This window comes from Rhodococcus sp. FW305-130, assembly GCF_058788335.1.
This window is the reverse complement of the sequence record NZ_JBYTAP010000001.1, coordinates 344459-358281: the sequence shown is the minus strand read 5'-3', so window position 1 is coordinate 358281 and position 13823 is coordinate 344459. Positions and strand designations below refer to the sequence as shown.

At 61.2% G+C, this 13823-nt stretch carries 15 protein-coding genes; 3 read left to right on the top strand and 12 right to left on the bottom strand.

The window, feature by feature from the left end; genetic code table 11:
- Positions 1 to 25 precede the first annotated feature (25 nt).
- The 7 genes from AC3WQS_RS01780 to AC3WQS_RS01750 all read right to left on the bottom strand — a co-directional run bounded on the left by AC3WQS_RS01780 (position 26) and on the right by AC3WQS_RS01750 (position 8176).
- On the bottom strand, positions 26 to 943 hold the full coding sequence (locus AC3WQS_RS01780) for a diacylglycerol kinase (RefSeq protein ID WP_003940547.1): 918 nt from the start codon (positions 941 to 943) through the stop codon (positions 26 to 28).
- The gene (locus AC3WQS_RS01775) at positions 940 to 2520 is read right to left on the bottom strand and encodes an FAD-binding oxidoreductase (protein WP_042952898.1); all 1581 of its coding nucleotides are present in this window, start codon (positions 2518 to 2520) and stop codon (positions 940 to 942) included. Before AC3WQS_RS01775 ends, AC3WQS_RS01780 begins: the two co-directional genes overlap by 4 nt.
- A 92-nt stretch (positions 2521 to 2612) precedes the next feature.
- On the bottom strand, positions 2613 to 3152 hold the full coding sequence (locus tag AC3WQS_RS01770) for a DinB family protein (RefSeq protein ID WP_097386903.1): 540 nt from the start codon (positions 3150 to 3152) through the stop codon (positions 2613 to 2615).
- Between the two features lie 158 nt (positions 3153 to 3310).
- The gene (gene htpG, locus AC3WQS_RS01765; RefSeq protein ID WP_020909088.1) at positions 3311 to 5239 is read right to left on the bottom strand and encodes a molecular chaperone HtpG; all 1929 of its coding nucleotides are present in this window, start codon (positions 5237 to 5239) and stop codon (positions 3311 to 3313) included.
- Positions 5240 to 5370: 131 nt separating this feature from the next.
- A complete protein-coding gene (locus AC3WQS_RS01760) occupies positions 5371 to 6504 on the bottom strand; it encodes an acyl-CoA dehydrogenase family protein (RefSeq protein ID WP_080909600.1) in 1134 nt (377 codons plus the stop codon).
- A 9-nt stretch (positions 6505 to 6513) separates the two neighbouring features.
- The gene (locus tag AC3WQS_RS01755; protein WP_060938003.1) at positions 6514 to 7686 is read right to left on the bottom strand and encodes an acyl-CoA dehydrogenase family protein; all 1173 of its coding nucleotides are present in this window, start codon (positions 7684 to 7686) and stop codon (positions 6514 to 6516) included.
- A gap of 28 nt (positions 7687 to 7714) precedes the next feature.
- On the bottom strand, positions 7715 to 8176 hold the full coding sequence (locus AC3WQS_RS01750) for a MaoC family dehydratase (RefSeq protein WP_492713334.1): 462 nt from the start codon (positions 8174 to 8176) through the stop codon (positions 7715 to 7717).
- 93 nt (positions 8177 to 8269) lie between these two features.
- Between AC3WQS_RS01750 and AC3WQS_RS01745 the strand changes: the two genes are divergently transcribed.
- Positions 8270 to 8923 carry a TetR/AcrR family transcriptional regulator gene (locus tag AC3WQS_RS01745; protein WP_029256223.1) on the top strand — a complete coding sequence of 218 codons (654 nt, stop codon included), beginning with the start codon at positions 8270 to 8272 and terminating at the stop codon, positions 8921 to 8923.
- Positions 8924 to 8935: 12 nt separating this feature from the next.
- Here the strand turns inward: AC3WQS_RS01745 and AC3WQS_RS01740 are convergent, their stop codons facing one another.
- Positions 8936 to 9376: a MarR family winged helix-turn-helix transcriptional regulator gene (locus AC3WQS_RS01740; RefSeq protein WP_021332013.1), complete on the bottom strand. Its 441-nt coding sequence runs from the start codon at positions 9374 to 9376 to the stop codon at positions 8936 to 8938.
- Between the two features lie 12 nt (positions 9377 to 9388).
- On the bottom strand, positions 9389 to 9793 hold the full coding sequence (locus AC3WQS_RS01735; protein ID WP_416315775.1) for an EVE domain-containing protein: 405 nt from the start codon (positions 9791 to 9793) through the stop codon (positions 9389 to 9391).
- Positions 9794 to 9938: 145 nt separating this feature from the next.
- Here AC3WQS_RS01735 and AC3WQS_RS01730 point away from each other — a divergent pair, with 145 nt between their 5' ends.
- Both AC3WQS_RS01730 and AC3WQS_RS01725 read left to right on the top strand, forming a co-directional pair.
- Complete coding sequence (locus AC3WQS_RS01730; RefSeq protein ID WP_492713335.1) at positions 9939 to 10616, top strand: TetR/AcrR family transcriptional regulator; 678 nt, start codon at positions 9939 to 9941, stop codon at positions 10614 to 10616.
- Positions 10613 to 11533: a TIGR01777 family oxidoreductase gene (locus AC3WQS_RS01725; protein WP_492713336.1), complete on the top strand. Its 921-nt coding sequence runs from the start codon at positions 10613 to 10615 to the stop codon at positions 11531 to 11533. The genes AC3WQS_RS01730 and AC3WQS_RS01725 overlap by 4 nt, the downstream gene beginning before the upstream one ends.
- Here the strand turns inward: AC3WQS_RS01725 and AC3WQS_RS01720 are convergent.
- From AC3WQS_RS01720 to AC3WQS_RS01710, 3 genes are read right to left on the bottom strand one after another with little or no spacing between them, the layout of a single operon-like run.
- Positions 11491 to 12006, bottom strand: a complete 516-nt coding sequence (locus tag AC3WQS_RS01720; RefSeq protein WP_269576899.1) for a MerR family transcriptional regulator — start codon at positions 12004 to 12006, stop codon at positions 11491 to 11493. The genes AC3WQS_RS01725 and AC3WQS_RS01720 overlap by 43 nt on opposite strands.
- Before the next feature lie 10 nt (positions 12007 to 12016).
- The gene (locus tag AC3WQS_RS01715; protein ID WP_269576898.1) at positions 12017 to 12877 is read right to left on the bottom strand and encodes an SDR family NAD(P)-dependent oxidoreductase; all 861 of its coding nucleotides are present in this window, start codon (positions 12875 to 12877) and stop codon (positions 12017 to 12019) included.
- Positions 12878 to 12937: 60 nt separating this feature from the next.
- The gene (locus AC3WQS_RS01710; protein WP_416315780.1) at positions 12938 to 13720 is read right to left on the bottom strand and encodes an enoyl-CoA hydratase; all 783 of its coding nucleotides are present in this window, start codon (positions 13718 to 13720) and stop codon (positions 12938 to 12940) included.
- Positions 13721 to 13823 lie beyond the last annotated feature (103 nt).

Genomic DNA, 13823 nt, shown 5'->3' with positions numbered 1-13823 from the left:
CTACCGCGTGACCGGCAGAACCAACTCAGATCCGAGTGTGCGTCAAGATGTTGAGCGCCATGGGAACTGCCTCGATCGTGATGGGCAACGGCCCCACCCGATCGCCGTCCGCGTAGGCGATGATGCCCTCGGATACCAACCGCACCTTCTTCGACCGATACGTCTGCACCGCATCCAAGGAGACGTGAGTTCCCTTGTACACCCGCGGAAACAGGCGCACCAGACGCAACCTCGAACCGTGCCCGACGACGGTCAGATCCAGCAACCCGTCCGACTTCGACGCTCCTGGCGTGATGAGCATGCCGCCACCGTACGAGCGCCCGTTGCCGACAGCCACGAGCGTCGCGTCCACCGTGATGACCTCGTCGTCGAGTTCGATCCGGTACGGCAGCGGCTTCATCTTCGCCAACTCGGCGAGCATCGCCAAGTTGTAGCGCATCGGTCCCTTGGGCCACGACATCCGATTGGCCCGTTCACTGACCAGCGAATCGAATCCGCTCGCGATGATCGTTCCCGACCAGACGACGGAACCGTCGGCAAGCGTGATCTTCGCCAGGTCGGACTGCTGCACGACGCCGTCGGCGATCACATCGGCGGCTGCCTCGGGATCGCCTGTGGGAATGCCGAACTCACGGGCGTGATCGTTACCGGTGCCCGCCGGGATGAGCCCGATAGGAGTATCGGTCAACGCGGCAGCCTGCAATCCGATGCTGATGGCACCGTCACCGCCGACCACCACCAGCGCGTCGGTACCCTCCTCGATCGCACGACGCGCCAACTTCTTGGCGTCGTCGGCATCGGTTCCGATGATCTCGGTGACGGCAACTCCCCGAGCACGCAGTCGCGCAACACCTTTGCGTCCGGCTGCAGGCGCGTGACCATGTCCCGCCATCGGATTGATCAGGACGGTAACCTTCTCGATCTGACTGCGGGTTTCGGTCACGGAATCAGCTTTCCAGGATTGAGGATGCCGGCAGGGTCCACTGCATTCTTCACTGCGCGAAGGATATTCGCGCCCAATTCGCCGATCTCGTCCTTCATCCACGGGCGATGGTCAGCTCCGACTGCGTGATGATGGGTGATCGTGCCACCGGCGGCGATGATCGCATCGCCAGCGGCAGTTTTCGCCTTGTGCCACTGAGCGATCGGATCCTCGGTCTGCGCGCTGACTACTGTGAAGTACAGCGAAGCACCGGTCTTGTAGGTGTGCGAAATGTGGCACATCACGAGCGGCTGAGTCCCCTGCTCGACGAGAGCCTTGGTCAGCGCTTCGGTGACCGAGGAGCGCAGGTTCGCGAGGTTACCCCAGGTGGTTGCTGTCTCGAGGGTTTCACACAGTGCGCCGACGTCGAGAAGAGCGTCACGCAGATACGGCGCATCGAATCGCCCGTGTTCCCAACTGTTTCCGGGCTCCTCACCGAGCGAAGTCCCACCGTGAGCGGTGAGAATTGCTCGGGCCTCCGCCATCCGTTCAGCGGTGTGCGAAGCGGTGCCCTCGTAGGTGGTGATGCCGAGGCAACCACCGGTGAAGGCGTTCTCGCCGATCTTGTCGGTGGTCGCCAGATTCACGCCGCTCTCGGCCTCGTCGGACAATCGCAGTACGGTCGGAGCCGATCCTTCCTGGACCAGCTCACGCAATGCTGCTGCGCCGGTGGCGAAGTCGGGGAAGCTCCACCCTTCGCGCACGGTGGTCTCGGGCAGGCGGTGAACCCGGACACGCACGTGCGTGATGACGCCGAATGTCCCCTCGGAGCCGACAAAAAGCTCACCCAGATCGGGGCCTGCGGCAGAGGCCGGCGCACGCCCGGTCTCGACCACACCGCTCGGGGTGACAACGGTGAGGCCCTGGACCATGTCCTCGAAGCGTCCGTATCCAGCCGACGCCTGCCCCGAAGACCGGGTGGCGGCAAACCCGCCCAGAGTGGCGAACAGGAAGCTCTGCGGGAAGTGCCCGACCGAGAAACCGTGCTCACGCAGAAGCTCCTCGGCCCGTGGGCCGGTGGTTCCGCCGCCGAACGTCGCGATGCCCGATTCCTCGTCCAACCCGACGAGCTGATCGAACCTGCGCAGATCGAGAGATAGAACTGCGTCGAACCCGTCACGAATGGGATCGAGCCCGCCGACGACGCTGGTGCCACCACCGAACGGGACCACTGCGATCCGGTTGGCAGAGCAGTATCGGAGAACCTGCTCGACCTCTGCGCCTGTCCCTGGAGTGACGACTGCGTCCGGTGCGTCCTGCGGCTCGGCGCTACGACGACGAAGCAGATCCGGGGTGCTCTTGCCACCGGCCCGAAGGATTCGATCCGAATCCTCGGTGCTGACGTACTCGGCCCCGACCAGCCCAGCCAGCGCCTCGACGTGCGACTGAGCCAGGGCGGACGGAGTCACCTGAACGTCTTCGATGGCGAGGCGCGAGCGAGTCGGTGCGGACACACCGAGAAATCCGGTCAACAATGATGTGACTGCGTCCGACAGTTCACGCTTCTTGGCCGGATCGCCCCAGGCGTCCCACTGCATCGGCGGTTGCAAGGCAGACTTTTCGGTGCTCATAGACACTAGTGTTACATATTTGTGTGATGTGTAAACATCCCGGTTGATCGAGCTGTCGATCAACCCATCGTCTTCGAGCCGTCGATGGCTTCACGAAGCATGTCTGCGTGGCCCGCATGCTGGGCCGTCTCGGCGATGATGTGCAGCAATGCGCGCCGCGCTGACCAGCGAGCGCCGGCTTCGAACCACGGAGCGCTCGGAAGTGGATGAGAGATGTCGAGGCTGTCCAGCGAGGCCACCAACTGGTCGGTCCTGGCCGCGATCCCTTCGTACTCGGAAACGATGCTTGCCAAGGTTTCACCCTCGACCATGGCAAATTCGTTCGCCCGTTCCTGTTGCATCTCTTCCGACCACTGGGTCGGGTCGAAGTCCCCGCCAAGTCCGGCCGGCCCTTCCAGAATGAAGTCGACCCAACCCTTCTCCGCCTGACCCACATGCTTGATCAATCCGCCTAGGCACAGTTCGCTCACGGTCGGCCTCGAAGCAGCCTGCTCGTCGGTGAGGTCCTTGACCGTGAAGAGAAGGAATTCACGATGTTGACGCAGGCTCTGGAGGAGATCCGCGCGCTCGCCGGTGACGGTGGTGGTCGGTGCGTTCATGATGTTTTTCCTTCGCTCGTGGGTTCTTTGCCCTGTGAGAACTACGTTAGAAGTCATTGCGGACAGAAACGGTCCTCATTAGAAAACGATCAAAGAAAAAACTCCCGGCACTCACCAATGAGGGTGAGTGCCGGGAGTTCGAGCGAGCTAGAACGAGATCAGACTGTGCGGGCCAAACGATCGGCCAGCAGGCGCGTGAAGTGCGCCGGGTCGCTCAGCTCGCCGCCCTCGGCAAGCAACGCCATGCCGTAGAGCAACTGAGCCGTCTCAGTCAGGTTCTCCGCATTGTCGTTGGCGGCCTGCGCCTCCCGAAGGCCCGAGACAAGCGGGTGCTCCGGGTTGAGCTCGAGGATGCGCTTGCTGTGCGGAACAGGCTGACCCGAAGCCTTGTACATCTTCTCGAGCGTCGGAGACATGCTGAACGCGTCGCCGACGATGCAGGCAGCCGAGGTGGTCAGTCGCGTCGAGAGACGCGTTTCCTTGATGTCGTCGGACAGGGTTTCGGTCAGCCACGTCAGCAGCTCGCCGAATTCCTTCTCCTTCTCTTCGCGCTCGGCCTCGGCCGCCTTCTTCTCGTCCTCGGTGTCGAGGTCGACCTCGCCCTTGGCGATCGACTGGAAGGTCTTGCCGTCGAAGTCCGAGACAGCGTCGACCCACATCTCGTCCACCGGGTCGGTGAGAACCAGAACCTCGAGGCCCTTGGCCTTGAAAGCCTCCATGTGCGGAGAGCTTTCGATCAGGTGACGAGATTCGCCCGTCATGAAGTAGATCTGTTCCTGACCGTCCTTCATGCGCTCCACGTACTCGGCGAGAGTGGTCACGCCCTCTTCGCTGTTGGTCGAGGCAAACGAAGAGATGTCGAGCAGCGTCTTGCGGTTGTCGGCATCGGCCATCAGGCCTTCCTTGAGCGCGCGTCCGAACTCGGTCCAGAAGGTCGAGTACTTCTCGGGCTCGTTCGCCTTCATGTCCTTGATGGTCGAGAGGACCTTCTTGGTCAGACGACGACGGATGGCAGCGATCTGCCGGTCCTGCTGCAGAATTTCACGAGAGACGTTGAGCGAGAGGTCTTGTGCGTCGACCACACCCTTGACGAAGCGCAGGTAATCGGGCACCAACTCTTCGCAGTCGTCCATGATGAAGACGCGCTTGACGTAGAGGTGGATGCCGGCCTTGCGCTCACGCATGAACAGATCGAACGGCGCCGTCGACGGAATGAACAGCAGCGCTTGGTATTCGAAAGTACCTTCGGCCTTCATCGGGATGACCTCGAGAGGCTCGTCCCAGGCGTGGCTGACGTGCTTGTAGAACTCCTTGTACTCGTCCTCGGACACCTCGTCCTTGGAGCGAGTCCACAGTGCCTTCATCGAGTTGATCGTCTCGGTCTCGATGGTGACCTCGGGCTCTTCGCCCTCGGCCGGCGTCGACGTACGAGCGACATCCATGCGGATGGGCCACGCGATGAAGTCGGAGTACTTCTTGACCAGTTCCTTGATCTTCCATTCCGACGTGTAGTCGTGCAGGCCGTTCTCGGAATCCTCGGGCATCAGGTGCAGGGTCACGGAGCTGCCCTGCGGCGCCTCGTTCACATGCTCGAGCGTGTACGTGCCTTCGCCGGTCGACTCCCAGCGCGTCGCGTGATCTTCACCGGCGCGGCGGGTCAGCAGCGTGACCTTGTCCGCCACCATGAACGTGGAGTAGAAGCCGATGCCGAACTGACCGATCAGTTCTTCCGATGCCGCTGCATCCTTGGCTTCCTTGAGCTTACGACGCACCTCGGCGGTGCCGGACTTGGCGAGCGTGCCGATCAGGTCGACGACCTCGTCACGCGACATTCCGATGCCGTTGTCGCGGATGGTCAGGGTGCGTGCCGCCTTGTCGATGTCGATCTCGATATGCAGATCGGAGACGTCGACGTTGAGGTCTTTGTCCTGGTACGACTCGAGGCGAAGTTTGTCCAGCGCGTCCGAAGCGTTGGAGATCAACTCACGAAGGAAGCTGTCCTTGTTCGTATAGATTGAATGAACCATCAGATCCAGCAGCTGACGTGTTTCTGCTTGGAACTCGAGCTGCTCGGTATGCGCGGTCACTTCGATCCCTTTCTCTTCTCGGACTGATCACAGGGATTTTACTCGACCTCGAATACCGCGGGCCGGCCCCCGCACAGACAAGGGAGGCCACGCGACCTGCGCATGACCTCCCGTTATCTTCACCCACCGATCTACTCGGTGACGTCAACCATCGAATAGTTCGAGACGCCGCCGGCCAGCACCCTGAGGTGATCGTCCGATGCGCCCAAAGTGTGTTCGATGGCCACCAGCCGCGAGACGTAGTGCCCGACCGGATACTCGGCTGTCATACCGATACCACCGTGCATTTGAATTGCTTCCTGACCGATCTGATGCGCGGCACGACCGACAGCCAGCTTCGCTCGCGACGCGATGGTCGGATCGATCACTCCGTCGGCGATGGCCATGGTCGCGTACAGACTCATGCTGCTCGCCAGTTCGAGCGCCACGTACATGTCGGCCGCACGATGAGTCAGCGTCTGGAACTTCGCGAGCGGAACACCGAACTGCTTGCGCTGCTTCAGGTAATCTGTCGTCAGTCGCAGCGCCTCGGTCATGATTCCGATCGCCTCGGCGCACAGAGCTGCCTGCGCCCGGACCTCTGCGTCAACGATCGCCGCCGTGACATCGCCGCCCTCACCAAGTTGTTCGGCCGCGGCATCGGTGAACGTGAACTGCGCGCCGCGACGGCCGTCGTGGGTCGCGTACGTGCTCCGTGTGACACCCGAGCCTTCCGCATCCACCAGGAAGAGCCCGGTGCCGCCGCCTGGAAGTGTGGCACTGACGATCACGACGTGCGCACTGTCGCCCTGCAGAACCGGGTTCTTGACGCCGGTGATCGTCCACCCCGATCCCTCCTGCGATGCAGTGGTCGTGACAGTGGCGACCGGCCAGCGCGTCCCAGGTTCCGTATGGGCAAATGCCGACAACGTGGTCCCGTCGCTGAGCGCCGGCAGGAGTCGCGCCCGCTGATCTGCCGAACCGATCGCAGCAATCAACCCACCGGGGATCAGAACACCACCCAAATACGGCTCGGGTGCAAGCGCGCGGCCCAGTTCGGTCATCACCACCATGGTCTCGACCGGCCCAGCGCCCATCCCGCCATCGGCCTCCGCGAATGGCAGGCCGAGCAGCCCGAGCTCGGCGAACTGCTTCCACACCGAGGCATTCCATCCCTCGTCAGTGGCCGAGGTGGCGTTGCGCTTCTCCGCGTCGTAGCTGCGGCTGAGTAATTCGCGCGTTGTGTCGCGAAGCATCGTCTGTTCGTCGTCGAGTTCGAAATTCATGTCAGATGCTCACAATCCGAGGATCGAGGAGGCAATGATGGAGCGCTGCACCTCACTTGATCCGCTGTAGATGGAAACCTTCCGGTAGTTCAAGTAGCGCGGCGCCGCCTGCTGCGCCCACTCCGGCGAATCGATGTCGGCGATATCTACCGGCAGAGAGTCCGGTCCGGCGACATCCATCAGCAATTCCGTTGCTGCCTGCTGCAATTCGGAGCCACGGAGCTTGAGCAGCGAGGATGCCGGATTCGGCTTTCCGTCTGCCGAACTCGCCACAACTCGCAGTTGAGTCAGATCCAGTGCAAGCAATTCGTTTTCCAACTCGGCCAACCGAGCCGCGAACAACGGATCCTCGAGGAGGGTGCCGGTTCCGACGCGAACCTCCCGCGCCTTCTCTTTTGCCGTGGCGACAAGAGTTTTGGAGAACCCGACCCGCGTGACGCCCGTGCGTTCGTTGCCGAGCAGGAACTTGGCGTAGTCCCAGCCCTTGTTCTCCTCGCCGACAAGATTTTCCGCAGGAACACGGACGTTGTCGAAGAACACCTCGTTGACCTCGACGCTGCCGTCGATCAGTTTGATGGGACGAATCGTGATGCCGGGAGTCGCCAAATCGATGAGCAGGAACGAAATTCCTGCCTGACGCTTCTGGGCACTGGCATCTGTCCGAACCAGACAGAAGATCCACTCGGCGTGCTGCGCGAGAGTAGTCCACGTCTTCTGACCGTTGACGATGTAATCCGCGCCGTCACGGACAGCAGCCGTCTTGAGTGAAGCGAGATCCGAACCGGCTTCTGGTTCCGAAAAACCTTGGCACCACCAGATATCGGCGTTAGCCGTCGCCGGGAGAAACTTTTCCTTCTGCTCCTGCGAGCCGAAGGCTGCGATAACGGGCCCAACCATGCTCACGTTGAACGGCAACGGGTTGGGTACCGACGCCAACTGCATTTCCTCGGAATAGATGTGGCGCTGTACCGGAGTCCAGTCCTTGCCACCCCATTCGACCGGCCAGTGCGGAACCGCCAGTCCGTGTGCGTTCAGAATCTGTTGGCCCGCAACGATGTCTTCACGCGTCAGCTTTCCGAATCCCGCTGCACGTGCACGAAGTTCGGGCGAGAATTCGGTGGTGAAGAACTTTCGCATCTCCTCGCGGAACGCAACTTCCTCACCGGTCAATTCGAGATTCATATGGAGTCTGCTTTCTTCTGGCAGGATTTCAGAACAACATTCGTGCGACGGTCTGCGCAACAACGGCTGGCTTGTCCACGCCTTCGATATCGACGGTGTTGGTGATCTGACTCTGCAGCGAACCGTTCGGCAACTCTTCAATCGCGGAGAGCACTGCAGTGTTTCGAACCTTGGCTCCAACCGGCACTGGACTCGGGAATCGAACCTTGTCGGACCCGTAGTTGATGACCATCTTCGCCCCGTCGATGCGGTACACGGACTTCGACAGAAGCGGCAGGAGCGAGAGAGTCAGATACCCGTGGGCAATCGGACCGCCGAAAGGTGATTCACGCTTTGCCCTTTCGTCGTCGACGTGAATCCACTGATGGTCACCGGTCGCGTCGGCAAATTGATGGACCATCTCGCGGGTGACCTCGACCCACTCGCTCGAGCCCAGCGTTTCACCGACCGCCCCCAGGAGATCGGCCTTGTTCTCGAACACCCGCGTCATCTGATCCTCCACGTTCCCGAACACTGTTAGGTTAATTGGATAATAAACTCACGGTGTAAGGTTGTCCAGTACTTTCACACGAAAGGGTGTGCGATGGCGCGACCGCGGATTCCACTACTGAGCAAGCCGATCATCAGGGACACCGCCCTGAAACTGGTCGACGAGCACGGTTTGACCGACTTCTCGATGCGCAAACTCGCCACCGTTCTCGGCGTGCAAGCACCATCGCTGTACAGCCATTACGCCAACAAGGACGAGCTACTCGACGACGTCGCGAACGTCATCATGGAGTCCGTCGACGTGAGCGGCTTCGACTCTGACGATTGGCGCGGTGCGCTGTGCACGTGGGCGCGGTCCTACCACGCCGCCCTGGGCAAGCATCCCAATATCGTTCCCTACTTGGCCTACGGTCCGAGCGTCAGGCCCATCGCCCTTGACCGCGCCAACGCCATCCACGGCGGGCTGGTGCGCGCCGGATGGCCGCAGCGCACGGCAACGCTGATCGGCGCTTCCGTCAAGTACGTGGTCATGGGCGCTGCGACAGCGACGTTCTCCGGCGGATTCGTGGACGATCCGGCGATCTACGCCGAGCGTTACCCGCACCTCACGCGAGCACATCTGTTGCGCGAGCGTGCTACGGAAATCGATGGTGCCAGTTTCGAACTCGCGCTGGAATCCCTGCTGGACGGGCTGGAAGCCAAATATGCACTGCTGCAGACCACTTCAGAGTTATCCCTCGAAAACTGAGGGTTGCTACTTTCAGTCAAGCACGCCGAGCATCGCAACAAAGGCCGCCTGACGATCCCCGAGAGCGGCAAAGAATTCCCGATCCGATGCTTCGACCGCACGATTTGCCTTGCCTGCCAGGGCCGCACCCGCCTGGGTCACCACCACCGAGCGTGCCCGAGCGTCCGTCGGGTGTGGACGTCGTTCGACCAATTTCTTGGATTCGAGGGTCCGTATCACCTGTGACGTCATCATCGGATCAGTGCGCGCATACTCGGCAAGATCGCGTTGAGTTATCGGTGTTTCCGCGTCCAGCCACGTCAGTGCGGCGAGCAGAACGAACTGCACGTGAGTCAGGTCGAAAGGCCGCAGCGCCGCGCGAATCGAGGCCTGCCACGCGTTGGTGACACGCCACAACATCAGACCCGGACTGTCGCCAGCATCCTCGAAGTCGGTTTCCAGTTTCTTCACCACAGCGTCAGTGTGTCAGCTCTTTGCCGAGCGCAGAATCTCGACGTCGTTGCCATCCAACGGAATCAAGCCTCGGCGGAGCTGATACCCCCAATTCGGTGTCGAGGTCAATGCCAATCGACTCCGTACGTCGCCGAGAGGAACGGGCGTGAACTGCTCGTATCGCACTCGCCGCCGAAACGGCTTGAAGCACCCCTCGTCCGCCTGCCAGATCTCACCCTCTTCGACCACACCGAGGGCTGTGAACTCGCGCAACGGATCTCGATCACCAATGGACTCGACCGGCGAATAGTAGACAAGCACATCGCCCGCCTTCATCCGCGCCAATCCGGACCTCTTCCCGTGCCCGATCTGCGCGATCCCAAGATCCACTGCGCGACGCACATGTTCGGCCGAGACAACCCCTAACCAGGCGTTCATCGCCGACCACCTGGCGAACCGAGCGCAAGTTCAATCATGATTTTAGTATGCGCGCTTATTATATTCCTCGCAACAGATCGACTCTTGAACGTGTTCAACTTCAAGGCGTACGCTGAACTTGAACACGTTCAAAGGAAGGGAGCCCATGAGCAGTCGCGGGATCGAAACCAGGGAAAAGCTGGTGGCAACAGCTTTGCGGCTCTTCCGCGACGAAGGCTTCGCAGCGACGACCATGCGCAAGATCGCGACCGAAGCGGAGGTCTCCCTCGGGAATGCCTACTACTACTTCGCCAGCAAGGACGAACTGGTTCACGAGCTGTATCTCGTCATCCAACGTGATCACCGAGAGCGTGCGCTTCCACTCCTGCGGCAGGGTGGCTCACTCGCGGAAAATCTCGCGATCGTTCTGCACACCGGACTCGATGTCATGGGGCCCTATCACGGCTTCGGTAGCGCGTTTCTGCACGTTGCCCTACCAACCGCATCGCCGTCCAGCCCGTTCTCGGCCGAGTCGAGCGATGCGAGATCGATGGCCGTCGAATTGATGCGCGAAGCACTGGCGGCGTCGAAGCAGAAGACGCCGGCGTCCTTGGAGACCCAGCTCCCAACACTCTTGTGGCTCGGCTATCTGGGCGTGACGCTGCACTGGGTCACCGACTCGTCTCCGGGGCAAACTCGTACCCGATCCCTGGTCGACGGCCTGGTCCCGATCATCGCGAAAACACTCGCCCTCGCCCGGCTACCGGTGGCCCGCGGCCTGGTCGGTGACGTCGCCGCCCTGATGACCAAAGTCGTTTCTCCAGAGGGGAACACAAAATCATGAAGACTGTCGTTGTATCCGGTGCGTCGGGCTACATAGGGCAATCTCTCGTTCGAGCGCTCGAACCCAACGGGGTGGACGTACGAACGATCGGCCGGGGAGGAACGAGCGATGCCACCTGGTCCGACGAGCAAGGTGTCGCCGACGTACTCAGCGGCGCGGATCTGCTGGTCAACCTCGCCGGACGCTCTGTGAGCTGCCGATACAACAAGCGCAATGCCGACGAAATCTTCTCCTCCCGCGTGGAAACGACCGCACTGTTGGGTCGCGCACTGGCCCGTACACCGCAGCCACCCTCGCTCTGGGCGAACGCCAGTACCGGCACGATCTACCGAGACGCGAGGGATCGACCGATGGACGAGAAGAACGGAGAACTGGGTAAGGGATTCTCCGTCGCTGTCGCGCGGGCGTGGGAGCACGAATTGTTCTCAGCCCCAACCCCCGTTCGCAAAGTCGCGTTACGAATGTCGATCGTTCTCGGCGCCGGCGGCGGAGCAATCAACCCCTTCGTGAACCTGGCCCGAACAGGCTTCGGCGGAAGAATGGGCGACGGACGACAAATGTTCAGTTGGATACATATCGCCGATGTCGTTCGCTCGGTCATCCACATCTACGAGCATCCGGAGATCTCAGGCCCGGTCAATATCGCATCCCCGTATCCGGTAACCAACACCGACATGATGCGGATGGTACGAGCGAAACTTGGCCGACAATGCGGGTTTCCGACGCCGGGCTGGATGCTCGAGTTCGGCGCACGAATCATCCGCACCGAGGCTGAACTGGTGACGAAGAGTCGCTGGGTTTTACCAGGGGTGCTCGCGGACAGCGGCTTCCAGTATCAATTTCCGACGTTGGAGTCTGCGCTGAAACAGATCGCTCAGGAGACCCCGCGAGGGCTGCTTCCGGTGACACTCGGCTGAGCATCGTGCTCTCCGGTCCGCCCGCCGTACGTCGCAATCTTGTACTCCGTCGCAGCCAAAGACAATGTGAGCTCCTTGATCTGCCGACGAACGGTGTCCCGGTGCTCGAGCAGCATATCGAGCCTCTCCGGAACTGTCCCTTCACCGGCGTCGACCAGTTCAACGTAGTGCTGCAGGTCGCGAATCGCCATGCCTGAGATACGCATGCGGGTCAGAAACACCAGCCTGCGAATAGATTTCGGCCCGTACACACGATGTCCGCTCGAATCACGATCCACCGCAACCAAGCCGATCTTCTCGTAATAACGCAGGGTATGTGCCGAAACATCCAGCAGGTCTGACACTTCGGCGATCGACATCGGGTCCTGAACATCCCCTGTATCGACGAGTCGATGGATCACCTCGATCGACATGGGCCCGTCCACTTCCCCAAGTGCCTCGAGTGCCTTGCGCATCAAGTCTTCGGTAGCCATGCTTCTCAGCCTAGAACGGACGGACGGGTCCGGCAGCATCCGCGAAGTCGGCACTGCGAGCCAGATCAGCCCAGACGGATACCTCGGCGAGATTCTTCCGATACGACGCGGATATCCGCGCCACGGCTTCCTTTCCGAGCGGCAAGCGAAGTGGCACATTCTCACTGTGCACCAGCGAGGTGATGATCTCTGCTGCCTTCTCTGGATCACCCTCCTGAACACCGTCTGCCGCCGCCATGTCCCGCAGAACAGGATCGAGCAAATCACGGTAGTCCGAGGATGATTCGGCGAAGCTCAGAACGCCAGGTGTGTTGAATGCTGTGCGGAATCGGCTGGGCTCGACGATCATGACCCGGATGCCGAACTGCCCGACCTCACCGGCAAGGGCCTCCGACCAGCCTTCAATCGCGAATTTGGACGCCGAATACGCCCCGACGCCGGGAAACGACATGCGGCCGCCTTGACTGCTCATCTGCACGATCGTTCCACTGCCCTGCGCTCGCATCGAAGGGAGGACGGCGCGCACCAACGCGGCGGGTCCGATCAGGTGCAGTTCCATGAGATCCCGCAAGGTCGAATCGTCCACCATCTCCGCCGCGCCGACCATCCCGCGACCGGCATTGTTGACCAGCACGTCGACACGACCGAAATGCTCGAGCGCATGTTCGACGACGCTGGGTGCCGCCGCGGTGTCGCGGACGTCGAACGTCACCGCCGAGAACCGATCCGGATGCTCCGACGCGATATCTGCAACGGACTCGGGCCTACGAACTGCCGCGACTACCGCGTCCCCGGTTCGAAGTGCGGACACTGCAAGTTCGCGGCCGAAACCCTGAGAAACTCCAGTGATGATCCAGGTTTTTGTTGTCATGGTCGGCAACGCTAGGGGTTAGAGCGCGCTCCAACGCAAGCCTTTGGTTCTACAGCAGAGCTACACGCCGGCCCAAACCGGTCGCTCGCCGCGAAGGAAACCGTCGACACCGGCTTTGAAGTCGTCACTGCTGTAGATCATGCGCATCAGATCATCGTTGTCGGTGATCGATCGGGTCCTGATGCGGCGCAGGGACTCTCGAATCGTCCACACGGTCATCGGGGCAGCCGCAAGGAGTTCCCGCGATACCTGGGCAGTCAGGCTCGCAAACTCTGTCTCTGTTGCACAGTCGCTGAGGAAGCCGTTCCGCAGAGCCTCGTCGCTCGACATGACCCCCGCCCGAGCGACCAACGACATCAGACGCGAACTGCCGATCCTGTCCGCCAGCAACGCCACGGAATGGACCGACAACGAGTTTCCGAGCGTGCGCGCGATCGGGAGGCAGAAGCGGGACCCGTGCGTCGCGATCCGCACATCGCACGCTGCCGCTAACAACAGCCCGGCTCCCGCGCACACACCGTCGATGACCGCCAGCGTGGGAACCCGCACTTTCTCGAGTTCGGTCAGCACGCCGACGAACCGACTTTCGTAGTCGAGCCCGTCGTGAAAACTCGAGAAGGTCTGAAAATGGCGTATGTCGGAACCCGCCGAGAACGCCTCTCCCCCAGCACCTCGGAGAGTGAGTAACCGGATCTCGCGGTCGGAGTCGGCGCTCCGGCAGGCTCCGGCAATGGCGTCGTACATCTGAGGAGTCAGTGCGTTGTGTTTTTCCGGCCGGTTGAACACGACGTCAAGCGTCTCGCCATGACGAATGATCGAGATGTCTTCGTGCGTTTCAGTCATGACACTGACGCTATTACCGGCAAGGAACAAACGAAACACATTGCACTCGAGTATCTTTGCGAATATTCGGTGCGAAGTTGCAGATAGTGCGAACGGAGAAGCG